At 70.5% G+C, this 23,548-nt stretch carries 20 protein-coding genes; 11 read left to right on the forward strand and 9 right to left on the reverse strand.

Annotated features, from left to right (window positions below):
- Positions 1-218 precede the first annotated feature (218 nt).
- The gene (locus tag WMF27_RS23330; RefSeq protein ID WP_437766684.1) at positions 219-2,642 is read right to left on the reverse strand and encodes a substrate-binding domain-containing protein; all 2,424 of its coding nucleotides are present in this window, start codon (positions 2,640-2,642) and stop codon (positions 219-221) included.
- 627 nt (positions 2,643-3,269) lie between these two features.
- Here WMF27_RS23330 and WMF27_RS23335 point away from each other — a divergent pair.
- From WMF27_RS23335 to WMF27_RS23360, 6 genes are all read left to right on the forward strand, one after another.
- Positions 3,270-4,067: a polyphosphate polymerase domain-containing protein gene (locus tag WMF27_RS23335; RefSeq protein WP_437766683.1), complete on the forward strand. Its 798-nt coding sequence runs from the start codon at positions 3,270-3,272 to the stop codon at positions 4,065-4,067.
- Positions 4,064-4,756 carry a DUF4956 domain-containing protein gene (locus WMF27_RS23340; RefSeq protein ID WP_437766682.1) on the forward strand — a complete coding sequence of 231 codons (693 nt, stop codon included), beginning with the start codon at positions 4,064-4,066 and terminating at the stop codon, positions 4,754-4,756. The genes WMF27_RS23335 and WMF27_RS23340 overlap by 4 nt, the downstream gene beginning before the upstream one ends.
- A gap of 97 nt (positions 4,757-4,853) precedes the next feature.
- The gene (locus WMF27_RS23345; RefSeq protein WP_437766681.1) at positions 4,854-5,240 is read left to right on the forward strand and encodes a VOC family protein; all 387 of its coding nucleotides are present in this window, start codon (positions 4,854-4,856) and stop codon (positions 5,238-5,240) included.
- Between the two features lie 400 nt (positions 5,241-5,640).
- A complete protein-coding gene (locus tag WMF27_RS23350; RefSeq protein ID WP_437766680.1) occupies positions 5,641-6,678 on the forward strand; it encodes an SUMF1/EgtB/PvdO family nonheme iron enzyme in 1,038 nt (345 codons plus the stop codon).
- 525 nt (positions 6,679-7,203) lie between these two features.
- The gene (locus tag WMF27_RS23355) at positions 7,204-8,601 is read left to right on the forward strand and encodes an endo-1,4-beta-xylanase (RefSeq protein WP_437766679.1); all 1,398 of its coding nucleotides are present in this window, start codon (positions 7,204-7,206) and stop codon (positions 8,599-8,601) included.
- Positions 8,602-8,649: 48 nt separating this feature from the next.
- Complete coding sequence (locus tag WMF27_RS23360) at positions 8,650-9,282, forward strand: DUF6151 family protein (RefSeq protein ID WP_437766678.1); 633 nt, start codon at positions 8,650-8,652, stop codon at positions 9,280-9,282.
- A 46-nt stretch (positions 9,283-9,328) separates the two neighbouring features.
- Here WMF27_RS23360 and WMF27_RS23365 read toward each other — a convergent pair whose 3' ends face one another.
- Together WMF27_RS23365 and WMF27_RS23370 are read right to left on the reverse strand one after the other, a co-directional pair.
- Complete coding sequence (locus WMF27_RS23365) at positions 9,329-10,360, reverse strand: endonuclease/exonuclease/phosphatase family protein (RefSeq protein WP_437766677.1); 1,032 nt, start codon at positions 10,358-10,360, stop codon at positions 9,329-9,331.
- Positions 10,361-10,573: 213 nt separating this feature from the next.
- Positions 10,574-11,197, reverse strand: a complete 624-nt coding sequence (locus WMF27_RS23370; protein ID WP_437766676.1) for an MmcQ/YjbR family DNA-binding protein — start codon at positions 11,195-11,197, stop codon at positions 10,574-10,576.
- Positions 11,198-11,323: 126 nt separating this feature from the next.
- Between WMF27_RS23370 and manA the strand changes: the two genes are divergently transcribed.
- Positions 11,324-12,523, forward strand: coding sequence for a mannose-6-phosphate isomerase, class I (manA, locus tag WMF27_RS23375; RefSeq protein ID WP_437766675.1), 1,200 nt, complete (start codon positions 11,324-11,326; stop codon positions 12,521-12,523).
- 49 nt (positions 12,524-12,572) lie between these two features.
- On the opposite strand, the gene WMF27_RS23380 is transcribed toward manA, so the two are convergent.
- The 4 genes from WMF27_RS23380 to WMF27_RS23395 are packed head-to-tail and all read right to left on the reverse strand — an operon-like array spanning position 12,573 to position 16,358.
- Positions 12,573-12,929, reverse strand: coding sequence for a hypothetical protein (locus tag WMF27_RS23380; RefSeq protein ID WP_437766674.1), 357 nt, complete (start codon positions 12,927-12,929; stop codon positions 12,573-12,575).
- Positions 12,926-13,699: a nitrate reductase cytochrome c-type subunit gene (locus tag WMF27_RS23385; protein WP_437766673.1), complete on the reverse strand. Its 774-nt coding sequence runs from the start codon at positions 13,697-13,699 to the stop codon at positions 12,926-12,928. The genes WMF27_RS23380 and WMF27_RS23385 overlap by 4 nt, the downstream gene beginning before the upstream one ends.
- Positions 13,696-16,119 (reverse strand): molybdopterin-dependent oxidoreductase, encoded by a 2,424-nt coding sequence (locus WMF27_RS23390; RefSeq protein WP_437766672.1) that lies wholly within the window; start codon positions 16,117-16,119, stop codon positions 13,696-13,698. The genes WMF27_RS23385 and WMF27_RS23390 overlap by 4 nt, the downstream gene beginning before the upstream one ends.
- A complete protein-coding gene (locus tag WMF27_RS23395) occupies positions 16,116-16,358 on the reverse strand; it encodes a hypothetical protein (RefSeq protein ID WP_437766671.1) in 243 nt (80 codons plus the stop codon). The genes WMF27_RS23390 and WMF27_RS23395 overlap by 4 nt, the downstream gene beginning before the upstream one ends.
- Before the next feature lie 268 nt (positions 16,359-16,626).
- On the opposite strand from WMF27_RS23395, the gene WMF27_RS23400 reads away from it, so the two are divergent.
- Genes WMF27_RS23400 through dsrP form a run of 3 tightly spaced genes read left to right on the forward strand, consistent with a single transcriptional unit; the run spans position 16,627 to position 19,436 of the window.
- Positions 16,627-17,247, forward strand: coding sequence for a hypothetical protein (locus WMF27_RS23400; RefSeq protein WP_437766670.1), 621 nt, complete (start codon positions 16,627-16,629; stop codon positions 17,245-17,247).
- Positions 17,244-18,146, forward strand: coding sequence for a 4Fe-4S dicluster domain-containing protein (locus WMF27_RS23405; RefSeq protein ID WP_437766669.1), 903 nt, complete (start codon positions 17,244-17,246; stop codon positions 18,144-18,146). The genes WMF27_RS23400 and WMF27_RS23405 overlap by 4 nt, the downstream gene beginning before the upstream one ends.
- A 15-nt stretch (positions 18,147-18,161) precedes the next feature.
- Positions 18,162-19,436, forward strand: coding sequence for a sulfate reduction electron transfer complex DsrMKJOP subunit DsrP (dsrP, locus tag WMF27_RS23410; protein WP_437766668.1), 1,275 nt, complete (start codon positions 18,162-18,164; stop codon positions 19,434-19,436).
- Between the two features lie 125 nt (positions 19,437-19,561).
- Here the strand turns inward: dsrP and WMF27_RS23415 are convergent, their stop codons facing one another.
- Together WMF27_RS23415 and WMF27_RS23420 are read right to left on the reverse strand one after the other, a co-directional pair.
- Positions 19,562-21,487, reverse strand: coding sequence for a hypothetical protein (locus WMF27_RS23415; RefSeq protein WP_437766667.1), 1,926 nt, complete (start codon positions 21,485-21,487; stop codon positions 19,562-19,564).
- 80 nt (positions 21,488-21,567) lie between these two features.
- Positions 21,568-21,702 (reverse strand): hypothetical protein, encoded by a 135-nt coding sequence (locus WMF27_RS23420; protein WP_437766666.1) that lies wholly within the window; start codon positions 21,700-21,702, stop codon positions 21,568-21,570.
- A 38-nt stretch (positions 21,703-21,740) separates the two neighbouring features.
- Between WMF27_RS23420 and WMF27_RS23425 the strand changes: the two genes are divergently transcribed.
- Positions 21,741-23,399, forward strand: coding sequence for a carboxylesterase/lipase family protein (locus WMF27_RS23425; RefSeq protein ID WP_437766665.1), 1,659 nt, complete (start codon positions 21,741-21,743; stop codon positions 23,397-23,399).
- The last annotated feature ends 149 nt before the right edge of the window (positions 23,400-23,548 follow it).

The following is a 23,548-nucleotide window of genomic DNA, read 5'->3' on the forward strand; positions in this document are numbered from 1 at the left end:
CCATCTCCAACAGGGCCCTCCCGGTCAGGTCACCCCGGGCCGCGGTTCCCCGGGGTGGGCCGCCGCGGATCAAGCGCGACGCTGCACCCCCACATCATGAGCTCATGTCGCCCCCGCTCCCTGGAGCAGATGTGGATTCGCTGACGCCCCGCAGCCCTGCGGCCCGAGCCGCGCCCCATCGAGGCGCCGGCCGCCGGGGCGGAGCAGCCGCCGCGCGATCAGCGGCGCTTCGCCGCGCGGCGGCGCACCCTCGAGAGCGCATGGCGGAAGCCGCTCGCCAGGTTGGCGTGCGTCACCATCGAGCCGACGTCCAGGCCTTGCCGGACCATCATCTGCGCGACCTCCGGCCGGATGCCGACGAGCACCGCCTCGGCGCCGAGCAGCGCGGCCGCCTGCGCCGCCTCGACGAGCCGGGACGCCGCCGTCGCGTCGACGAACGCCATGCCGGTGACGTCGATCAGCACGACGTGCGCGCGCTTCGCGTCGATCTCGCGGAGCATCGACGCGATGAAGTCGCCGGAGCGCTGCGCATCCATGACGCCCACGATGGGCATCACGAGGATGCCGTCCGCGATGGGCACCACGGGGCTCGAGAGCTCGCGGATCGTCTGGAGCATCGCCTCCTGCTGCAGGTTGGCGCGCTCGAGCTCCTCGCTCCGCGCGGAGATGCGGCGGAGCAGCCGGGCGTTCTCGACGCCGATCGCCACCGTGCCGGCGACGCGGACCAGGAACGCCACGTCGCACGCGCCGCACGCCTCCCTGCGAGCGCTGCTCAGGACGAGGGCGCCGAGGACGTTGCCGCGGCCTTGCAGCGGCACCGCGATGGCCGTGCGCGCGCCGTCGTGAGCGGCGGGCAGGGCGGCGTCCGCGCCCCCCTCGGCGGGGTCGATCACGACCGGGCGGCCCGACGCGATCGCGCGGCGCACGAGCGAGCGCGCCGGGATCGAGACCTGGTCCTCGACGACGGAGCTCGAGGGGGGCGAGAGCCCGATCATCATGACCTCGATCGCAGGGGCGACGGGCGCGATCCGAACGCCGTTCCCGGCCGCGGCCCGGCGGGCGGCCTCGAGAGAGAGGTAATCGCTCAGCGCCGTGGACCACGGCGTCTGCTCGAGGGTGACGCAATCGACGCGGGTGTGGACGACACGGGAAGGCGGCAGCTCGGCGAGGGTCGGCCCGACGCCGCGCGTGATCATCCGGTGGATCGTCTCGACGGCGCGGAAGCCCATGTCGTGCTCGCGCTGGACGATCGTCGCGTGGATCGCCCCCTGCCGGAGCAGGGCGACCGTCCGGGCGACGAGATCGAAGCCGACGACCTTGAGATCCCCGGCCCGGCCGAGGGCTCGCGCCGCGCGGCCCCAGGAGGGCCCGTTGTCCGCGGCGGCGCCGAAGGCGCCCGCGACGTCGGACCGCCCCTCGAGCGCCACCATGGCGAGCCTCGTCCCGGCCTCCTGATCCCAGTCGCACGGGATCGTCGGCAGCACCGTGAGGTTCGACCCGAGCGCCGCCGCCCAAAAGCCATCGACGCGCTCGCGGATGTTCAGCGCGAGCCCCACGGCGCCGAGGGACGCGACGACGCCGCCGCCCGGGAGCAGCCGCTTCATCACCTCGGCCGCCAGCCTGCCCGACGCCAGGTTGTCCGTCCCGATGTAGAGCGGCGCCCGGCTGCCCGGGATCGGAGGCGTGTCGATCACGACGACCGGGATGTCCATCTCGGCCGCCCGCCGGAACGCCTCCTCCGCGCTCACGGGGTTGCTGGGCGCGACGATGATGCCGGACATGCGCCGGTCGATCGCCTCGTCGAGCAGGACGCGCTGAGAGCCCTCGCCGTCGCCGCCGTGGCCGGTCCGCCAGTCGATGGAGACGCCGAGGGGCCGCGCGGCGCTGTCCGCGCCGGCGCGGACGTTCTGGAAGTAGGTCGTCGGCTCCGACGCCGGAGCCCTGTAGACGCGGGCGCAGAGGTCGTCTCGCGCGAGCCCAGGGCCGTCCCCGACGCGGTCCTCCTCGAGCAGCCAGATCTCCACCGTGTTCCAGCTCGGATCGAGCTGCACGCTCTTGATGCCGTGAGCGATGGTCTCGATGAGGTCGTGCAGCGCGAGCGTCGTGCCCACCGCGTGGAGCAGCCGCTCGAACAGGCGGATCTCCTGCGCCGCGCTCGCCTTGTCGTCATAGAGCCTGTGCCGCTCCAGCGCATCGCCGGCCGTGCCCGCGAGGACCTCGATCGTGGCGCGGCGCTCCTCGCCCGGAGGCTCCATGGTGGCCTGCTCGACGGCGAGATAGCCGGCCGGCTCGCCGCACAGCTGGATGGGCGCGACCAGCACCCCGGCGCCTTCGGGGACGCCGCAGCCCGCCTCGATCGCGAAGGGCAGGTACGTCCGGTACCACGCCCGCGCGTCGACGATGCGGCTCGCGTGCGCGCCGTCAGAGGGCGCCGCCGTGCCGAGCGCGCCCTCCTCGACCCCCACGCCGACCGGAACGCGCGAGGAAACCCCAGGAGGCGCGTCGAACCCGACCAGCGCTCGGGCCACGAAGCGGTCGCTCTCGCGGAGCAGCAGGCAGCCGCGCCGCGCGTGCGGGACGACGGCCATGGCCCGCCGCACGGTCTGCTGGAGGACGGCGAGGAGGTCGGGTACCTGACGCATGCGGATCGTTCGACGATCTCGCCTGGATCCAGGCGGCCTTCAACAAATTCGCGCGTGATCGATCGGGTCAATCGGGGGTGGGAAGAGGCGGCGCGGCCGGGAGGCGGCGCGGCTCGCGCCGGTTGCGGCGGTACCGCCGCGCCGAACCGCTCGATCGCGCCAGCCGAGCCGAGAGCGACATCGACGCGCTGGCTGCCGGGCACACGCGCCGACACCGCGCGTCGATGGGCGCGAGCGTGGTGCGTCGCGCCGGCGTCGCCGCCGGCGAGGAACCGCTCACGGCATCGACTCATGACGGCGCGCTCGTGAGCTGGGCGCTCGTGGCACCAACAGGCAGCGACCTCCGCCTGCGCCGCGGGGAGCGCGCCGGCCCGCGTCACACCGGCAGCCGAAGAGGCCCGCCCCGCTCCGAGCCCCTGTCAGCCCACGGCGAGGAGCGGCGCCCGCGCGGGCCCCGAGCCGCGCCGGGCGCTCCCCCAGCAGCGCTGCCGCAGGCGCGCAGGTTGCAGCGAAAGCGCAAAAATCTCGCGGAACGGCCATGGATTCCGCTTGCGGACGCCGGCGAAATTTGTGTCATTATCGCGTGGTTACCGTAACGACTTTGCGACGCGCAGCAGCGCGGCGCGCTTGCCCTTGACGACCGAGGAGGCGAGAGTCCTGGACGTCATCGAACGATACGAGTTCAAATACCTGGTGCCGGAGCGTCTGGTCCCGGCGATCCGGGCCACGGCCTGCGCGATCGGCCGGCTGGACCGGTACGCCGGCCCGGGCGGCGTGTACCGCATCCGGTCGCTCTACCTCGACACCCGCGGGTTCGACCTCTACTGGGCCAACGCCCGCGAGCAGCGCGACCGCTTCAAGCTGCGGGTGCGCACCTATCCCGGGAAGACCAGCCCGGCCTTCCTGGAGGTGAAGCGGCGCGTCCAGGATGTGATCATCAAGTCGCGCGCGGCGGTGCCAGCGAGCGAGTGGCGCGATCTGCTCGCGCCCGGCCGCGCCCCCTCGCTCGATGGGCTCTCGCCGGGCGCGCGGAAGGGCGCGGAGAAGTTCATCGGCGCGTTCCACCGCCACGACCTCAGGCCGATGCTCCTGGTCGACTATGAGCGCGAGGCGTACGAGAGCACCATCGACACCTACGCGCGCCTGACGTTTGACCGGAAGATCGTCTGCCAGCGCAGGGAGACGCTGGATCTCGACGCCGCCGAGGGGGGGTGGCGCCCGGTCGACCACCCCGTCCAGACGCAGACGCCGGAGCCCGTCTGCGTCCTCGAGCTCAAGTTCGAGCGCAGGCCGCCTGCGTGGATGGTGGCGCTCGTGCGGCGCCTCGACCTCGTCCGGCACTCGTTCTCCAAGTACTGCTACGGCGTCACCGCGCAGCTGACGCTCCCGGAGGCGCGGGCGACCCGGGTCGCAGGGTGGCAATGATGGACTGGCTGGCCGCGCTCTCGCACGGCGAGGCCGTCGAGTGGCGCGACGCGCTCGTCGCCCTGCTCGTCGCCTTCGGGCTCACGCAGGGGATCGCCGGCGTCTACATGCTGACGTTCCGCGGCCTCTCGTACTCCCGGACGGTCGTCCAGAGCATGGCGCTCGGCAGCATCATCACGTGCACGCTCATGCTCGCCGTCGGCAACAACATCGCGGCCGGCATCGGGATCGCGGGGGGTGTCTCCGCGATCCGGTTCCGCACCACGATGCGCGACCCGCGCGACGTCGTGTTCGTCTTCGCGTCGCTCACCATCGGCATGGCGAGCGGCGCGCGGGCCTACGGCGCGGCGATCGCGGGGGCGGCGATGTTCGGCGTCGCGACGCTCTTGCTCCACGTCACCGGCTACGGGTCGCGCCGGCAGCCGGACGGGCTGCTCCGGTTCGTGGCGCCGGCCGGCCAGGCCGGCGCGGAGATCGCCGGCCCGATCGCGGGCGTCCTCCGCGAGCACTGCGGCACCTTCTCGCTCGTGACCCTGCGCGAGGCGGCGCAGGGCACCGTCATGGAGCACGCCTACCAGATCCGCATTCGCCACCCCGACATGCGGGCCGGCCTCGTGACGAGCCTGCAGGCGCTGCCCGGCGTGGCGGACGTGAGCCTGATGCTCCAGGAGCCGACGCTGGACCTCTGACCACGGCGACGCGCCACATCAACTGGTGCGTAGGCAGCAATCTCACCAGGGCGCGTCAGGTCGCGGCCGCACCGTGGTGGCCGTGCTAACAGAGCGCATGCACAAGAGTCGCCTGGCTGGGCTCATCATCGACTGCCGAACCGACGATCTCGATGGCGCCGCCCGCTTCTGGAGCGCGGCGCTGGGAATGCGATCGCGCGGCCAGGACGGCGAGGCCTACGTCCGCCTGGACGCGTCTGCGCGCGATCTTTCGGTCGAGGTGCAGAGCGTGAAGCACGGGAGCCGCGTTCACCTCGACATCGAGACCGACAACGTCGAAGCCGAGGTGCGCCGCCTCGAGCGGCTCGGCGCCAAGCGGGTCACGCAGGCCTCGACGTGGTGGGTGCTCGAGGCGCCGACCGGCCAGCGCTTCTGCGTGGTGAAGACCCATCATCCGGACGCGCAGGGCTTCTCCACGTGGGACGACGAAGGGAACCCCGTGTAGAAGCGGCGGCCCTGGCCTCGACGCCCACCATGGGCGACTCATTAGCTCGTGTAATTCACCATAACGTCGCATTCAAACGGACTCCCGCCGAGCGCCCACGGCGGCCGGAGACCTGCCCGCCGCGCAAGAGGACGCAGAGCGCGCAGTTCGCGCGCTGGCCGATGTGCCGGGGTGGCCGCGCTGGCCGGCCATCCTGGACCACCGGGCGGCCACGCCACGGGACAAAGCCACGGCCAACAGCCCCGTAGCCCGGCTTTTCCGGGGTACGGGAGCAGGCCGAGATCTTGCAATGCCTCCGGATGGCTCCCGACGCTCGCGAGAAATCGAGGCGAGCCCGGGTCAGCATCAATTTTGGCCCACGCCTGTAGGCTGATGTAGCCAAACGTGGGAAGAGGTCAACGTGCGTATCCTGGGTTTCACGGTACTGGCACTGCTCGGCGTTGCGACCTTGAGCTGCACCGGTCCCTCGGACAGCGGTGGGAGCGGCGGGAGCGGCGGGAGCGGGGGCGGAGCTGGAGGCGACGCCCGGCACGTCGAGATTCCCGAGCAGCCGGCGGAGATGTCCGACCCGCTGCCTGTCGAGACGCCGGCGACGGAGGCGGAGAACTCGGACCCGCTGCCGGTCGAGCCTCCGGCCGCAGAGGACGACGAGCCGCTGGAGCAGCCGGCGATGATCGAGGTGCCGATCGCGCTGCCCGGCTCGACCCAGGGCTGCCCCGACGGGATGGTGCGGGTGGAGGGCGAGTATTGCAGCGCCGTGGTGCAGGAATGCCTCGAGTACCATCCCGAATGGACAAAGCGCCACGGCGAGCCGGGGGTCGCCGCCCGATGCTTGCGATTCCGCGAGCCGTCGCGGTGCGTCGCCGAGAAGACCGAGCACCTCTCGTTCTGCATGGACCGGTACGAGTACCCGAATGTCCCCGGCGCGCTGCCGCGCACGCTGACCTCGTGGGAGCAAGCCGCCGGGCTCTGCGCGGAGCAGGGCAAGCGGCTCTGCACCGAGGCCGAGTTCAATTTCGCCTGCGAAGGCCCCGAATCGCTGCCCTACGTCTACGGCTACGAGCGGAATGCCGAGACGTGCAATCAGGACCGGGACTACCGCTTTCCAGACCACTCGCAGCGGCTGCTCCACTACGCAGCGTGCCAGCAGAACGCGCGATGCGCCGCCGAGCTCGCGCGCCTGGACGGCCGCGAGCCGGCCGGCGGGCGCGCGGAGTGCGCCTCGTGGGCGGGCGTCTTCGACCTGAACGGCAACGTCAACGAGTGGGTGGTGCGCACCGATCAGAAGGCCCCTTACCGCAGCGGGCTCAAGGGCGGATGGTGGGGTCCGATCCGGAGCCAGTGCCGCCCGATGACGACCTTTCACAAGGAAGACGACTACGGCTACGAGGTCGGCTTCCGCTGCTGCGCGGACGCCGAGACACACCCCGCGGGGTGAGCGAGGGCCGCGGGCCACACATCCGCCCGGGCTTCTGACCTCGCGCCCGCAGGCCGCGGGAGCAACAGTATCCCCCTTGAGCGCACAGCTCGGCCATCAAACCATCGTTGCAACTTCAGGACGGCGGACGGCGCGCACGTCGTTCCGTCGCGGGCCAGTGAATGCGACGTGACTGTATCAGGAAACCGATCGCGCGAAGCGCTTGACATCGGTTCCCAATTGCGTGCTTAAGTCACATGCCATGCTCGGCATCGCCTCGCGCCGGGCATGGCATGTGTAAACCTTCCTTCGACAGTCACGGTGTGATCGTGCAACGGCCATTGCCGATCGCATATCGCTCTGGCGATAATCTTACAAACTCGACCCGACGGGCGGCAGGGCTCGCAGACGCAACTCTGTTTTACTTATTCGCTTTGAGCACACCCCTGCGGCGCTGCCGGCCGGATCATGGAGAACCTTATGCGTATCGATCGCTTACTTGGCGCTGTCTCCTTTTCGTTCGCGTGCTGCCTGGTCGCCTGCGCCATGGAGCCTGCTGACCTGGAGGACAGCGATGCCCTCGAGTCGGGGTTGAGCAGCCCGGACAACACGATGAAGGCCGAGCTCGCGTTCCAGTCGCAATGGACCGGCGGGTACTGCGCGGACGTGACGATGACGAACACGAGCAACGCCCCGGCCACGTCCTGGGGTCTGGTCCTCGGGCTCAACGGCGCCACGGTGACCAGCCTGTGGAACGCGCGCTCCACGCCGTCCGGCGGCCAGCTGAACATCACCAACGAGAGCTACAATGGCTCGGTCGCTCCGGGCCGCTCGACGTCATGGGGGTTCTGCGCGAGCGGCACCGGGGGCCCCACGATCGTCTCGGTCAAGGGCAATGGAGGCTCGAGCACCAGCACGAGCGCTTCCTCCTCGAGCAGCAGCAGCTCGAGCTCCTCCTCGAGCAGCAGCAGCAGCAGCAGCTCGAGCTCCTCCTCGAGCTCCTCGGCGAGCAGCGGCGGGGGCGGCTCAGGCGGCTCCGGTGGCGGGGGCGGTTCAGGCGGCTCCGGCGGCGGCACGCCGACCGGCGCGAAGTTCGTGGGCAACATCACGACGAATGGCGCCGTGCGCGCCGGCTTCGCGAACTACTGGAACCAGATCACGCCCGAGAACGAGGGCAAGTGGGGCTCCGTCGAGAGGGCGCGCGGCCAGAAAGACTGGAGCAAGCTCGACGCGATCTACAAGTACGCGAAGGACAACGGCATCCCGTTCAAGCAGCACACCTTCGTGTGGGGCAGCCAGCAGCCCGACTGGCTCGCGGGCCTCTCCGGGTCGGAGCAGCAGGCGGCCGTGAGGGACTGGATGCGGTCGTTCTGCGCGCGCTACCCCGACACCAAGTACATCGACGTCGTCAACGAGCCGCCGCCCCACACGACGCCCTCTTACAAGAACGGCATCGGCGGCGACGGCGCCAGCGGCTATGACTGGATCGTCAACTCCTTCAAGTGGGCTCGCGAGTTCTGCCCGAACGCGAAGCTGATCCTCAACGACTACAACAACATCGAGTACGAGGGTGAGCACCAGAACTTCATGCGGATCGCGAGGGCGGTGATCAACGCAGGCGCCCCGGTCGACGCGCTCGGCGCGCAGGCCCACGACGCATACAGGCTCAACACCAACACGGTGAAAGGGTACATCGACAAGCTCGCGTCGCTGGGCAAGCCCGTGTACATCACCGAGTACGATATCGGCATCGCGAACGACGAGGAGCAGCGCCGGGTGATGCAGGAACAGTTCACGATGTTCTGGAATCACCCTTCCGTCCCCGGCGTCACGCTGTGGGGCTACATCGTCGGCTCCACCTGGAGGGCCAACACGGGCCTCCAGCAGCCGAACGGCACCATGCGGCCGGCCATGACCTGGCTGATGGACTTCCTCGACCGCTGACGACCGGAAGCGCGCGCGGCGCGCGTCAAGCCGTGCTATGCGAGCCGGATGTCCAGAGACGTCGAGCTCCAGTGTCGCTGCGGAAAGGTCCATGGATGGCTGCGCGGTGCATCGCCGGACGCTGTGAACCGCGCCGTCTGCTACTGCGACGACTGTCAGGCGTTCCTGCACCACCTCGGCCGCGCCGACCTGCTCGATGAGCAGGGCGGCACGGACATCGTGCAGGTGGCTCCTTCGGCGGTCTCGTTCGACCGCGGCGACGAGCTCATCGTCGCCGCGCGCCTGGCACCCAAGGGCATCTATCGCTGGTACGCGAGCTGCTGCAAGACGCCGCTCGGCAACACGTTGACGCCGCGGCTGCCGTTCGTCGGCATCGTCACCGAGCTGTTCCAGCAAGCGCCGAGCGCGCGCCCGTGCGACGAGGTCTTCGGCGCGCCGCGCGGCAGGATCCTGGGCAAGTTCGCCATCGGCGAGCCGCCGCCCGGGTCGCTGAGGCCGAGCGTGCGCTTCCTCGCGCACGTGGCCCGGAAGCTGCTCGGCTGGAAGCTCCGCGGCAAGGCGTGGCCGCATCCGTTCTTCGATCGCGCGAGCGGCAATCCGAAGTACCCCATCACGGTGCTGTCGGCGGCCGAGCGCGAGGCGCTGCGCCCGCTGTGCGGCCCGCGCCCCGCGCGCGCATGACGGGCCGGCTCGAACCTCGCCCGCTCGTCCTCGCGGCGTCGCCGCGCTAGCGCTCCGCACGCCCTTCGCGCGGGGCACCGCTCCAGCGCAGGTCGGCGACGATGGGGAGGTGATCCGAGCCGAGATCCGGGCCGAGCCACGCGCGCTCGGTCGTCCAGCCAGGCCCGGCGAGCACGTGGTCGATCCGGACGCCAAACCAGCGCGTGCGCTTCGTCGCGCCGAACCCCAGGCCGGCGCGCGAGAACGCGTTCTCGAAGCCCGCCCAGAAGCGCCGGTAGATGGCGCTGTCGACCGGCATGTTGAAGTCGCCGGCGACGACGACCGGATAGGGCGCCTCGTCGACCCACTGCCGCGCGAGCTCGGACTCCCAGACACGCAATGCGATGACGCGGTCGTGCTCCGCTGCCTGCTTCCACAGGCCGTGGATCAGCGCCTCGATCGCCTCGCGGGGCGTCTCCAGATGCAGGTTGAGGAAGCTGAAGACACGGGTCCCGCGCGGCTCCTCCGAGCCCGGCCGCGGCGCGTCCGGCAGCGCGATCGCGTAGCGCAGGATCGCGCCGTGGCCGCCTTGATTCCAGACGTCGCGGCGATCCCTGGACTCGACCTTGAGGAGAGGGTGCCGGCTCACAAGGCACATCCCGGTATCGACGTGGACGGACCATCCTGGGAATGCTGCGTTCAGCTCCGGCTCCGACGCCGAGCACTCCTGCAGCGCGAGCACGTCGGGCCGGGTCTCGGCCACGAAGCCCTTGAGTCGATCGATGTTCATGGCGCGGCTCCCCGTGTTGAAGGAGGCGACGCGCAGATCGGGGCTGTCGGCGTCTCCGGTAAGGGCCCGGAGCGAGAGCGTGAAACCGAGGATCGGTCCGGCCACGATCGCCGATGCCAGCGCCGCCGGGAGGAGAGCGCGGCGCTGCACGAGGAGGGCGGCGGGCACGATCACGAGGAGAGGGAGGGCGACGATCTGGCGCGGGCCGAAGAGGAAGAGCGTCCCTGGCCACCACCGGTCGCCCACGATGGGCACGGCGAGCCAGATCGACGCGACCGCGAGGAGGTAGAGCACGGCGACGGCGAGCACGACGAACCGGAGCCGGCGCCAGCGTGGTGGGGATGAAGGACGCCTGGCGGGTTGCGGTTGCGGCTCGGACGACGCATCCCTGGATGGCTCGCGGTGGCGCATCGATGTTCCTCCGTCGGCGTGTAGGGCCCGTCTCTACGCGCGGGGGCGGCGACGAACGCACTCAGCCTCACCGGCCGGGCGCGCCGGCCGCGTCCGCTGGCGCCGCCTCGTTCACAGGCGTGATGGACTTCGCCGGCTCTCCTTCTCCGCCGCCTTCTTGGCGGGAGTCCTCTTCTTCGCCGCAGCCTTCTTCTGCGGTGTTTCCTTCGCCGCGGCCACCTTCTTGACGGGAGTCCTCTTCTTCGCCGCAGCCTTCCCCGCCGCAGCGGCCGTCGCCTGCGCCTCTCGCTGGCTCGCCGCCGCACGCGCTGCTGGAGCGCGCGTCTTCATTGGCTTCCCTGGCCCCCCCGGCGTCGGCGCCGCGCCATCCAGCGACTGCAAAGCCCGCTTCGGCGCCACCGCGCGATAGCTCTCCTCGATCCACTCGAGCAGCATCGCCTCGGGCACGCGATCCTTCGGGCCGAAGCGCGCCGTCACCCAGCCGCTCTTGCCGAGGTTGTACCCCGTGGGCTCCGCGAACGGCAGCATGAGCGCGGCCTCGCCCGACTGCGGGAGCTTCGCCGTGACAACGAGCTTCCCTTCGTGGCTGTTGAGGAAGACGAAGATCTTCCCGCGCACCTTGGCGACACGGTCGCCCCAGGGGAACTCCTCCACGGCCCCGGGATAGGCCAGCGCGGCGTCGCGCAGCCTCGCGAGGATCGGCGTGAACCTCGCGTCGTCCTGGCGCATCGTCATCCGACGAGCGTAGAGCGCTCGCAGGACCTCGTAAAGCCGGAACGGCGCCTGCTCGCAGCCCGCTCGAGAGCTGATTTCTCCGGTGCCATGAGGTAGCGTGGCGCCTTGCAGGAGCACGCTATCCCAATGTTTTCGCTCGAGAACCGCGTTCAGGAGTACGCCTGGGGCTCCCGGGACGCCATCGCGACGCTGCTCGGACAGCGCCCCTCCGACAAACCGCAGGCCGAGCTCTGGATGGGAGCCCACCCGGCGGCCTCCTCGTGCATCGAGCTCGACGGAAGCCGAGAGCGCCTGTTCGACGCCATCTCCAGGCACGCAGACGCCTTCCTCGGCGGACCGACGCGCGAACGCTTCGGCGCTCGGCTCCCCTTTCTGCTCAAGGTGCTCGCGGCCGACCAGCCGCTGTCGCTGCAGGCACACCCGGACGAAGCGCAGGCGCGGCGCGGGTTCGACGCGGAGAACGCCGCCGGCGTCCCGGTCGACGCCCCCGAGCGCACCTACCGCGACCCGTACCACAAACCCGAGCTCATCTGCGCGCTCACCCCGTTCGACGCCCTCTGCGGTTTCCGGCCGGCCACGGCCCTGCCGGAGGTCTTCGAGCTCCTCGCCGGAGGCCCAGGGGACGCGCTCGTCCCGCGCAGCGCCGATGCGATCGACGCGGCCGCGGTCGCGCGGCTCGTCCAGGGCCTGCTCGCGCTCGAGCCGGCCGCCCGGCGCGGGCTCGTGTCCTCGGTGGTGGAGGCGTGCCGGGCGCGCGCCCAGGCGGGCGGATGGCTCGCGCGGGCCGCCGGCTGGGCGCTCCGCCTGCACGAGCTCTACCCGGGCGACGTCGGCGTCGTGATCGCGCTCCTGCTCAACGACGTGCACCTCGAGCCGGGCGAGGCGCTGTACCTGCCGCCGCGCCGTCTGCATGCCTATGTGCAGGGGGTCGGGATCGAGATCATGGCGAGCTCCGACAACGTGCTGCGCGGCGGGCTCACGCCGAAGCGCGTCGACGTCGACGAGCTCGTTCGCGTCCTCGATTTCGCGCCGTGGCGCGTCGAGCCCATCGTGCCGCGCCAGGTGGGCGTGGAGTCCTTCTATGACACCCCGGCGCCGGAGTTCCGGCTCTCCCGCATCGACCTCGACGCCGCGGCCCCCTGGAGGACCGATGACCGCCGAGGCCCGGAGATCGTCCTCTGCACCCGGGGACAGGCCTCGCTGGTCGACGCGCGCGGCGCCGCCCGCGAGCTCCGCCAGGGTGGCTCGATCTTCGTCCCGTTCTCGTCGGGGAGCTACGCCATCGAGGGACACGGCCAGTTCTTCCGGGCCACCGTCGGCCTCTGAGGCCTCTTTCTCTGCTCATCGAACGACAGCGCCACGCGGGCGCATCGCGCTATCCCAGAGCGTCCTCGTGCCGGACGCGCACGAGGCGCACGCCGGAGGGCACCCGGAGCAGCGTGTCCCACCACTCCGAGCCCGCGAAGCGATAACGGATCTGCACCCCGAGCGCGGTCCCGTCGCCGAGCGCGCGGCGGGCGAGGGCGAGTCCGTCACCCCCGCTTCCGGCCCGCGGGAGATCCCCGGCGCGGGCAGTCGCACCGCCCTTGAGCGACACCGAGACGAGCTCCGCGGCCTCGGCGAGGTCGAAGAAGAGCTGATCGAGGGTCGCCTCGTCGAGCACCGCTTCCTGCAACGGCGGCAGCCGGATCTCAGGCGCGCTCTCCGTCTCATCCACGGTGTGGAGCTTCATGGCCTGTCCGCTCCCATGCTCGGCGGCGGCCACGCCGAAACGGGCCTCGGCGCGCGCTGATCCAGCTCGGCCGAAGGCGCGTGGCACTGGGTGCAGCTCTGCCGGTAAGGGTGGGTCGAGCGAATGCCCAGGGCGCCATGGACGCCATGGCAGCTCGCGCACTCCGAGCGCATCAGCGTCGGGTGCGGGATCGTGGGCGGCGCGCCCTCGTAGGCGCGGGCGCCTCGCCGCGGCGACGGCATGCCAGCAAAGGTGTTGTCGGGCGGAGGCGGCGTCTCCGCGAGCGGCCTCGGGTCGGCGCCGACGACATGGCACTGCGTGCAGCTCTCGTAGCGACGGTGGCTCATCCTCGGCGCGGTGAGGTTCGCGACGCGCAGCCCGCGCTCGTGGCACGAAAGGCAATCCGGGGCGCCGAGCTGCTCGATGCGATGCGGGATCGTGGGCGGCGCGCCGTCGTAGGCGCGGCGGGAAGCGCGCCGCTCGAGCGCCGCCTCTCGATCGGCCTCCGACTGCTCGACAGGCGCGTAGAGATCGGCGTCCGCCGCCTCGAGCCGGGCGAATGCGCCGTCGTACATGCCGGCGTTCGGGCCGTGCGCGCGCTCGCGCATGTCCGCGTAGCTGCGCGCCTCGACGCTCGCCGAGGGCGGAGCGGGATCGCCGCGCAGCTCAGCGACGCCCTGCTCCGTGCCGCGGACTCCCGAGAAGTAGCCCGCCGCCGCGACGGCGACGATCGCGGCGAGGCCCACGTGCAGGCCGCGGGCGTCCTTCATCGCGCCTCTCCCCGCTTGCCCTGCGGCCTGCGGCGGATCCTGACCGCGCACTTCTTGTAGTCCGGCTGCTTCGAGAGCGGATCGTACGCCTCGAGCGTCGCGCGGTTCACCATCACGGTCTCATCGAAGAACGGCACGAACACCGTGCCAGCCGGCGGCGCGCCCCGGCCCTCGATCCAGACAGGCAGCTCGAGCGCGCCGCGCCGGCTCTCCAGGATGACGACCTCGCCGTCGCCGACACCGAGCCTCCGCGCGTCCTCGCGGTTCATCTCCAGGTACGATTGCGGCATCGCCCGCTGTAGCTGGGGTATCCTCATGGTGAGCGACCCCGTGTGCCAGTGCTCGAGGACGCGGCCCGTGCACAGCCAGAAGGGATACTCCGCGTCGGGCGACTCGGGCGGCGGCTCGTAGGGGTGAAACCAGATGAGCGCCCGGTCGTCCTTGGTCACCGAGTGGTAAAACTGGATCTCCTCCTTCGTGGCATAAGGGTCGTCGAACCGCGCGAAGCGGAACCGCGTCTCCCGCCACGAGCCGTCGGGCTGCTCGACGACGGGCCAGCGCAGGCCCCGCGCCTTGACGTACTCGCGGTACGGCGCCAGGTCCTTGTGCTTGAACCGGCTGAACTCGCGGTACTCCTCGAAGAGGTGCTCGTCGACGTTGACGTCGTGGTAGTGCTTGTAGTCCCAGATCGGCACTTCCTTGCCGTCCTTCCGGATGTCGAACAGGAAACGGCCGTCCTTGTCCTTCATCCCGGCGAGGCCCATGTCGTGGAGCTTGCGCGCCACGGCGATGATCTGCCATGCATCGTCCCGCGCCTCGCCGGGCGGCTCGACCATCTTGAACCACTGCTGCGTGCGGCGCTCGGAGTTGCCGAACATCCCGTTCTTCTCGACCCACATGGCCGAGGGCAGGACGAGGTCCGCGGCGCGCACCGTGGCCGTCGGGTAGACGTCGGACACGATCAGGAACTTGCCCGGGATCTTGCGGCTCGCGTCGAAGAGCTCGTTCGTGTTCGGCAACGACTGGCCTGGATTGGTCACCATCACCCAGATGGTGTCGATGTCGCCCCCCCGCTCCTTCGGGGTCGAGAAGCGCTTCCAGAGCTCGACCGTGTGGTAGCCGGGCTTCGGGTTGATCCGCCCCTCGGGCAGGTTCCAGAGGTGCTCGGCCTCCTTCCGGTGCTCTGCGTTCGTGACGACGAGGCCGCCGGGGAGCCCGTGGGCGAGCGTGCCGACCTCGCGCACCGTGCCGCAGGCCGACGGCTGGCCCGTCAGGCTGGTCGGGGCGTCGCCGGGCTTGCCGAAATGGCCGCTGAGCAGGTGCACGCCGTGCACCAGATCGTTGATCGCGGTGCCGCGGGTGTGCTGGTTCATCCCCATGCACCAGAGGCTCGTGATCCGCAGATCGCGGCGCCCGAAGAGATCCGCCAGCATCCGGATGTCCTTCGCGGCGACGCCCGAGATCGCCTCCACACGCTCCGGCGTGTACTCGGCGAGCGCCATCTTGTACTCCTCGAAGCTCATCGGCTGCCCCTCGAGGGTGGGGTGCTCCGTCCGCTTGCGGAAGTTGCAGAACCTGTCGACGAACGCCCGGTCGAACGTCCCGCGCTCGACGAGCAGGTGCGCGATGCCGTTCGCGATCGCAAGATCGGTGTTCGGCCTGAAAAACAGCGTGTGCTGGCAGAAGGCCGAGGTGCGGGTGCGCCGCGTCGTGAGATCGATGAGGAGCACCTGCTCGCCCCTCGATCGCCGGTCGACGACGCGCGAGAAGAGCACGGGGTGCATCTCGGCCGGGTTGTTCCCCCACATGAGGAGCACATCGCACCTGTCGAGATCCTCGTAGCAGCCGGCCGGCTCGTCCACGCCGTAGGTGGAGAGGAAGCCTGTCACCGCCGATGACATGCAGAGGCGCGCGTTCGGGTCGATCTGGTTGTTCCCGAGCCCCGCCTTCACGAGCTTGTTCGCCGCGTACCCCTCGGGGATCGTCCACTGGCCGCTGCCGTAGAGCGCGAACCCCGCCGGGTTCTGCATCGCGCGCCGCGCGACGATCGCGATGGCCTCGTCCCAGCCGATGGGCTCGAGCTTGCCGTTCCTGCGGAGCAGCGGCTTCGTGAGCCGGTCTCTGCCGTAGAGGGCGAGGCCGACGTGATACCCCTTCACGCAGAGCAGGCCCTTGTTGACGTCCGCGCTCTGGTCGCCCGCGACCGCGACCACGCGGCCCCCTCTCACGCCCACCTGCACGTGGCAGCCGGTGCCGCAGAACCTGCACGGCGCCTTGTTCCAGACCACATCGGAGGCGGTCCCCGCCCCGGGCGCCGCCTGGGCGGCGGCGATGCCGTCCTTGCCCAGCGCGAGCCGACTGGCGGCCACGGTCGCCGCGCCCATCGCGGAGCACCTCAGAAAATCGCGGCGATCCATCATGGCTCCAGATCCGAGAAGTCGACCGAGACCACATCGACGAAGTCCACCCCGTCGGTGCAGAGCACCCGCTCCACGAGCTCTTCCCCCGCGAGCAGGGTCGCTGTCTCGGCGATCGCGGGCAGCCTCGAACCACACGGCGGACCGAGCGAGAGCGCCGCCTCTGCGGCGAGCGAGCGACGCGCCCGCGCTCGCGCGCTGGGCTCATCGGAGAGCGTGATGACAAGAGCACTGATGGGCATCGGCACGCCTGATTGGGGTTGATCGGGGGATATGATCGAGCGGGTCGAGCGCCACATCGCAAGGTCCACGCCACACGAGATCGTCGCCGGGAGGCCCGTCCATCGCGGCCTGCGTCCTGCGCCTCACCGGAGATCCATGGCGCGCGCGGACCGCGGGGCAGCGCAAACGGTGCGTCCCGGACGCGCGCCCTGCATCGCGCGGAGCCGCGGGCCGCGGCGCCGCCCCGGACGCGCGCGATGGCACGTGGCGTGCGATGTGAATCGCGCCGTGCACTCCTCTCTTCGTCTTCCCGGGGCCGCCGCGGTCCTGGGACTCCTTTGCGTTGCGCACGCGGCAGGCTGCCAGGATCGCGACCAGCCGCTCGCGCTGCGCCCCGCGCTCGAGGCGACGCCGATCGCCTCCGCGAGCATCCACCACCCTGACAAGCTCTCCGGTGTCGCCACGGACAAGCGGGACTCGCTGGGCCGGCCGATCCGCGCGGCGTGCGTGACGTGCCATTCGCTCCGCAGGCCCGGTGCGCTGCCGACCTCGACGGCGGAGCTCGACGAGTTCCACGTCGGGCTGAGGTTCGAGCACGGCGGGCTGAGCTGCGCCTCGTGCCATGTGATCGGCGAGCAGGACACGCTGCGCAAGGCCGATGGCACGCTCCTCGCGATGCGCGACGCCATGCAGCTCTGCGCCCAGTGCCACGGCCCCCAGCTCCGCGACTACGCGAACGGGGCGCACGGCGGGATGAACGGCAGTTACGCGGGCGGCGCGCGGGTGCGCAACCACTGCGTCGACTGCCACGATCCGCACGTGCCGGCGTTCCAGCCGTCGATGCCCGTCCTGCCCCCGCGCGACCGCTTCGTGGAGGCGCGCGGCGCAGGAGAAGGAGCCCACCGATGACCCAGACATCCAGGCGCGTCGCGCTCAAGGTGCTCGGAGCCACGCTCGGCGCCTCCGCGTTCGCCCGCGCGATGGAGCCGCTCCGCGCGTGGAGCAAGGACCTCTCGCTCGATCAGTTCCTTCAGCGCCATTACAAGGAGCTCACGAGGGATGAGCTCGCCGAGGTCATCGACCGCCTCGAGCGAGAGACGCGCGAGGAGTACGGCCGCGAGGTCACGATCCGCGACGTCCGCCCGCAGGAAGGGGTGCAGTTCGGCTACGCGCTCAGCCTGAGCGTGTGCATCGGCTGCCGCAAGTGCGTGGAGGCGTGCCACGTGGAGAACAACCACGATCGGCGCACGAACAACTCCTACATTCGCGTGCTCGAGATGGATCAGGGCAGCTTCGACATGGAGAAGGGCGACGCGACGTACGAGCACGCCGTGCCCGCGAAGGGCAAGTACTACCTGCCGGTGCAGTGCCAGCAGTGCGACAACGCGCCTTGCGTGAAGGTCTGCCCCGTCCAGGCGACCTGGAAGGAGCCCGACGGCATCGTCGCCGTCGATTACAACTGGTGCATCGGCTGCCGCTACTGCGAGGCCGCCTGCCCCTACCACGCGCGGCGCTTCAACTGGACGAAGCCCGAGATCCCCGCGGACGAGATCAACCCGGACCAGGGTTACCTGTCGAACCGCATCCGGCCCCAGGGCGTCGTCGAGAAATGCACCTTCTGCCTGCATCGGACGCGCGAGGGCCGGATGCCCGCCTGCCTCGAGGCGTGCCCCACGGGCGCGCGCGTCTTCGGCAACCTCCTGGATCCGAAGAGCGAGATCCGCTGGGTGCTCGAGAACAAGCGGATCTTCATCCTCAAGGAGGAGCTCGGCACGCGGCCGCGCTTCTTCTACTTCTTCGACGTCTGAGCGAGCGGAGCCACGATGGGCAAAGACACCCACGCCATCACCTACCCGCGCTTCCTGCTCCGGGTCGTCGGCCAGAGCTTCGAGGGCTCGTGGCGCTTCTACCTCTGGATGACGGTGCTCACGGCGATCGCGCTCGTCGGCGCGAACGCCTGGGCCCACCAGCTCGCCGAGGGCATGCGGGTCACCGGCATGAGCGACCACGTCTCGTGGGGCCTCTACATCGCGAACTTCACCTTCGGCGTGGGGCTCGCGGCGGGCGCCGTGATGATGGTGATCCCGGCGTACCTCTACGACGACCACGAGATGCACGACGTCGTGATCCTCGGCGAGCTGCTCGCGATCGCCGCCATCGTCGTGTGCCTCCTGTTCATCGTGGCCGACATGGGGCGCCCGGACAGGTTCTGGCACATCGTGCCCGGGCTCGGGCGGTTCAACTGGCCTATCTCGATGCTGACCTGGGACGTCATCGTCCTGAACGGGTACCTGTTCATCAACCTGCACATCTCGGGCTACCTCATCTACACGAGGTACCTGGGCAGGAAGCCGGACAGGAAGTGGTATCTGCCGTTCGTGTTCCTGTCCATCGGCTGGGCGGTGTCGATCCACACGGTGACGGCGTTCCTCTACTCGGGCCTCGGCGGCCGCCCCTTCTGGAACTCGGCGCTGCTCGCCCCCCGCTTCATCGCCTCTGCCTTCATCACGGGCCCGGCCTTCGTGATCCTGCTGCTCCAGCTCGTCGCCCGGCTGACCCGGTTTCGCGTGGGCGACGGGCCGATCCGCACGCTCACCTCCGTGCTCCGCGTGACCGTCCTGCTCAACCTGTTCATGCTGGGCTCGGAGCTCTTCACGTCGCTCTACACCGGCGGCGCGCACAGCACCGCGGTGACCTACCTGTTCTTCGGCCTTCACGGCAAGAGCGCGCTCGTGCCGTGGATCTGGTCGGCCGTCGCGCTGAACGTGGCCTCCGCGGCGCTCCTGCACCTGCCGGCGAGCCGCGGGAGCCGCGCCTACCTCAACGCGGCCTGCGTCGCCGCCTTCACCGGCGTCTGGATCGAGAAGGGCATGGGCCTCATCATCCCGGGCTTCGTGCCGAGCACCCTGCACGAGCTCGTCGAGTACGTGCCCTCGATGGCCGAGTGGAAGATCACGGCGGGCATCTGGGCCGTCGGGTTCATGGTGCTCACGATCGCCATCAAGGTCGCGCTGACGGTGCTCACCGGCGAGATGTCGGTCGAGCCGCGCTCCGGCGACACCCGCGCAGACGAGCACGCGCCGCCGCTCGCGCAATAGCGCTGCTGCGTGGGGTGGCGCGCCGCCAGACCACCTCAGGCTCGTCACGCCGAGCTGCGGGCCTGACCCGGAGAAGGTCGGCGATGCGCCCCGGGTGGACAGCTTGACCCACGGCGCTGCCGCGCTCACTCGGCGACGATCGCGACGGAGGCCGGCAGCGCCCCGACCACGGCCGTGACCACGCCGTCCTCGTACGAGAAGGGCACCTCGCGATCTTCCTCGAAGTCGATCGACGCGACAGTGACCTGCGTCGGGCTCGCGTCCACGGGGAAGCTCACCGTCACGCCCACCTGCTCCACCACGCCTGCGCTGTACTCGTGGTTGATCACGTGGAGCACGGTGCGGCCGTCCGCGAGCCGCACGAGGTTGTGGCTCATCTTCTTCTCGCCGGCGCACGCCTCGGGCTGCTCGGCGGACGCGCACTCCTCGAAGGAGAGGGTCACGGGCCCCGTGACGTCGGTGGCTCCGTGGTACAGCTCCTCGTGGGACTTGTAGAAGTCGCGGAAGCGCGCGAAGAACTCCATCATCTCGAGCGCGGTCGCCGTGCTCTCGTCCGTCGTCGTGTGCAGCGGCAGGGCGAAGTACAGGCCGTTCGCGTAGGCCTCCGCGGCGAAGACGCGGAAATAGTCCTTCCGCTCCTCCAGCGGGAGCCCGTAGTAGCGGTTCATCATGTCGTTGGGCCAGTCCAGGAACAGCATCAGCGGGACTTCCTTGCCGCCGACGAGCTCTTGAACGCGCTTCGAGCGCGCCTTGAGCCCCCGCAGAGCAGTCTGGAACGACACGGTCCCGTCGAGGTGCCCCTCCACGACAGGCACCCAGTTCATGCCGCGCGGGCCGCCGCCGTCGATGTTCCAGTCGTACAGGCCCACGCTCTGCAGGTCGACGAACGGCACGATGCCGTTCGACGAGATGAAGATCTCGCGGCCGTGCTGCTCGCGCGCGTAGCGGCGGAGCTCGAGCACGACCTCCTGCCAGTAGACGAGCGCCGGATAGACCTCGACGAAGGTCCCGAGCTGCGGGTCTGGACGGTTCCCCACCGTCCGGCCCCACTCCTCGACGAGCAGCTCGTTCCCGCTGTCGAAGGGCTTCGCCACGGCGTTCACGCGCCGGAGGTATCCGCGGAAATCGAAGCCTCTCCCGGCGGTCTCGGGCGCTCCTCCGCAGTCGAGCCCGTCCTCCGGGAGGAGCTCGAACCCCTGCTGCCAGCCCGCCGGCCGGCCGCCGTGCTTGCGACAGAGGTAGTTGCCGAAGTCCGCGACATGGTGGTCGTCGAACCCCTCGTTGCCGTCGTACTCCGCGCCCCCGTAGCCGCCGTTGATCTCGTCGAAGTTCAGCCCGTCGACGCCGAGGTCGATCTGGAGCTTGCCGATCTCGACGAGCCGCGCGCGGTAGCTCGGGGACGCCATGCTCGACCGGTGGGCGCCTGGCACGATCTGGTCGTGGGCGACGAGCTCGCCCGCGGCGTCGCGCGTGGTCTGCTCCAGAAACTTCTCCTCGCTGTCGACCTCGTCCTCGAAGACGATGGACGCGGTGCTGCCCGCGACGAAGCGGATGCCGCGCTCATGGCAGCTCGCCAGGTACTCGGCGTCATAGTCGTCGGCCTGGATCCCGGTGTCGCGCCAGCGCTGCCACGCTCTCGGCACCATGTCCGGGGCGAGCTCCAGCACCTGGGGATCCGCCTCGTCCACCTCCACCTGGCTGAACGCGAACACCGTCAGCTCCGACGTGTCGAACGTGCCGAACACCTCCGGGTGGATATCGGGCATGACCGGCGTGATCTCGCCTCCACCCCCCTCTCCCCCCGCGCCGGTCGCCGTGGTTGCGCCCTCGCCGCCCGCGCTCCCGCTGGACGCGGCCGTGCCGCCGGTCCCCCCGGCGTCCGGATCCGAGCTGCACGCGCTCCCGGCCAGGGCGCCGGCCATCACCATGCACGTCAGCAGCCCGGACCAGCCTGATCTCCCGATGCGGGCCGCGCGGCCCTGGTACCCACGCGCCGAATCCCCTCGACGCCCGGCGCCGCCCGCGATCCCGTCTTTTCGATGAGTTGCCATGGGCACAGGAGGAGTTCGCGCCCTTCGCCATGTCAAGGTTGCCCGGCCTCACGGCACGAAGCTGACACAGTCAGGGCTTTTCAGACAACAACGTCAAATTCCAGCATCACCGCTCGCTCTTCATGGTTGAATTCCGCGCGCACCGAACGCTGCTCCGCCGACTGGCGGCCTTCATCGCCCCCTACGTCGTCGGCGCCGCGCTCTCGGCTTCCCACGGTCCCGCATTCACGATTTGCTCTTGACGGAGACGATCATGCCCATTCGACCTTCATTGTCGCACACCATTCTTCTTGGCTTGCTCGCTGCCGCCTGCAGCTCGAGCGAGCCGGCTCTGGAAGGCGCCGGCGGCTCGGGCGGCTCGGGCGGCTCGGGCGGCGCCGGCGGCTCGGGCGGCGGCGACGTGGCTGCGCCGCTCGTCGAGACGGAGGCGGGTCCGGTGGAGGGCGCGCTCGTCGGCGCGACGCGCGCCTTCCTTGGCATCCCGTACGCCGCGCCGCCGGTCGGGGACCTGCGCTGGAGATCGCCCGCGCGGCACGAGCCGTGGACCGAGCCGCGGGCCGCCGTCGAGGTGGGCATCCCCTGCTCGCAGCTGAACCTGCTCACCCCGGGCTTCAATGAGAGCTCGGGAGAGGACTGCCTCACCCTGAACGTCTGGACGCCCGAGCGCCCGGCGTCCTCGTCCGTACCCGTCCTCGTCTGGATCCACGGCGGCGGCTTCGAGCTCGGCAGCGGCGGGGAGGCGGATTACGACGGCCGGGCGCTCTCCGAGGCGACCGGATCGGTGGTGGTCACCTTCAACTACCGCCTCGGCCCGCTCGGGTTCCTGGCCCTCCCGGAGCTCAGGTCGGAGGATCCCGATCACCCGTCGACGGGCGCGTACGGCCTGGAGGACCAGCGCGCCGCGCTCGAATGGGTCAAGGCCAACATCGCCGCGTTCGGCGGGGATCCTTCCAGGGTCACCCTGTTCGGCGAGTCCGCGGGCGGCATCAGCGTCTGCATGCACCTGGTGTCGCCCAGGAGCAAAGGCCTGTTCCAGCGCGCCATCATCGAGAGCGGACCGTGCGACTCCGCCGCGGACGAGGCGGCGGCCAGCGCGCAGGGGCAAGAGTTCGTCGAGGCGCTGGGCTGCACCGACGCGCCTTCCGTCCTCGAGTGCCTTCGCGGCAAATCGGACGAGGAGATCATGAGCGCGCTGCCGCAGGGCCCGGCCTTCCTCGAGGGCGCCGGCCCGACGTGGTTCCCTGTCGTCGACGGATGGAACCTCCCCGACACGCCGGGCAAGCTCCTCGAGGCCGGGAGCTTCGAGAAGGTGCCGACGATCCTCGGCAGCAACGCGGACGAGGGCACGCTCTTCGTCGCGCTCTGGGGCGAGTCCGCGGCGGTCGCCGACGACGCCGCGTTCGAGGCGTTCGCCGAGACGCTCGCCCCAGGCCACGGCGAGGAGGTGGTGGCGCTCTACCCGAGCGAGACCTACGGCTCGGCGCAGGCGGCGGCGATCGCGGCGCTGGGCGACTCGATGTTCGTGTGCCCGACGCGGCGGGCGGCGCGCGCGATCGCGGCCGGCGGCGCGGCGACGTATCTCTATCATTTCACCTATGCGCCCGAGGGCTCGCTGCTCGGCGATCTCGGCTCCTTCCATGCTGCCGAGATCAAGTTCGTGTTCGGCAACCCGACGCTGGTGTTGCCAGACCCGCTGACCGAGGGTGAGCTCGGGATGTCGCAGGAGATCATGGGGTACTGGTCGCGCCACGCGGCGAGCGGGGACCCCAACGGCGAGGGCGCCGTCGCGTGGCCGAGGTATGACGCGGAGGGGGACGAGAGCCTCGCCCTGGGCCTCGACATCGCGCCGCAGGCCGGCCTGAAGGGAGCGCTCTGCGACGCGTGGGACACCTTCGCCGCGGCGGCTCCCTGACGGTGCTCGCACGAAGGGCCGCGGCGCGGCGCGCCATGGCGCCATGGCCGGGACCCGGCGAGCGGCCTGCGCGGCTTGAGTCTTGAGTCCGGGCCCGCCGCGAGCGCGATCCCCGAGCGCCGCCGCCGCGCTCTAAATAGCGATAGATA

It is taken from the genome of Sorangium sp. So ce281 (assembly GCF_051527395.1).
GTDB classification, from domain to species: Bacteria; Myxococcota_A; Polyangia; order Polyangiales; family Polyangiaceae; genus Sorangium; species Sorangium cellulosum_B.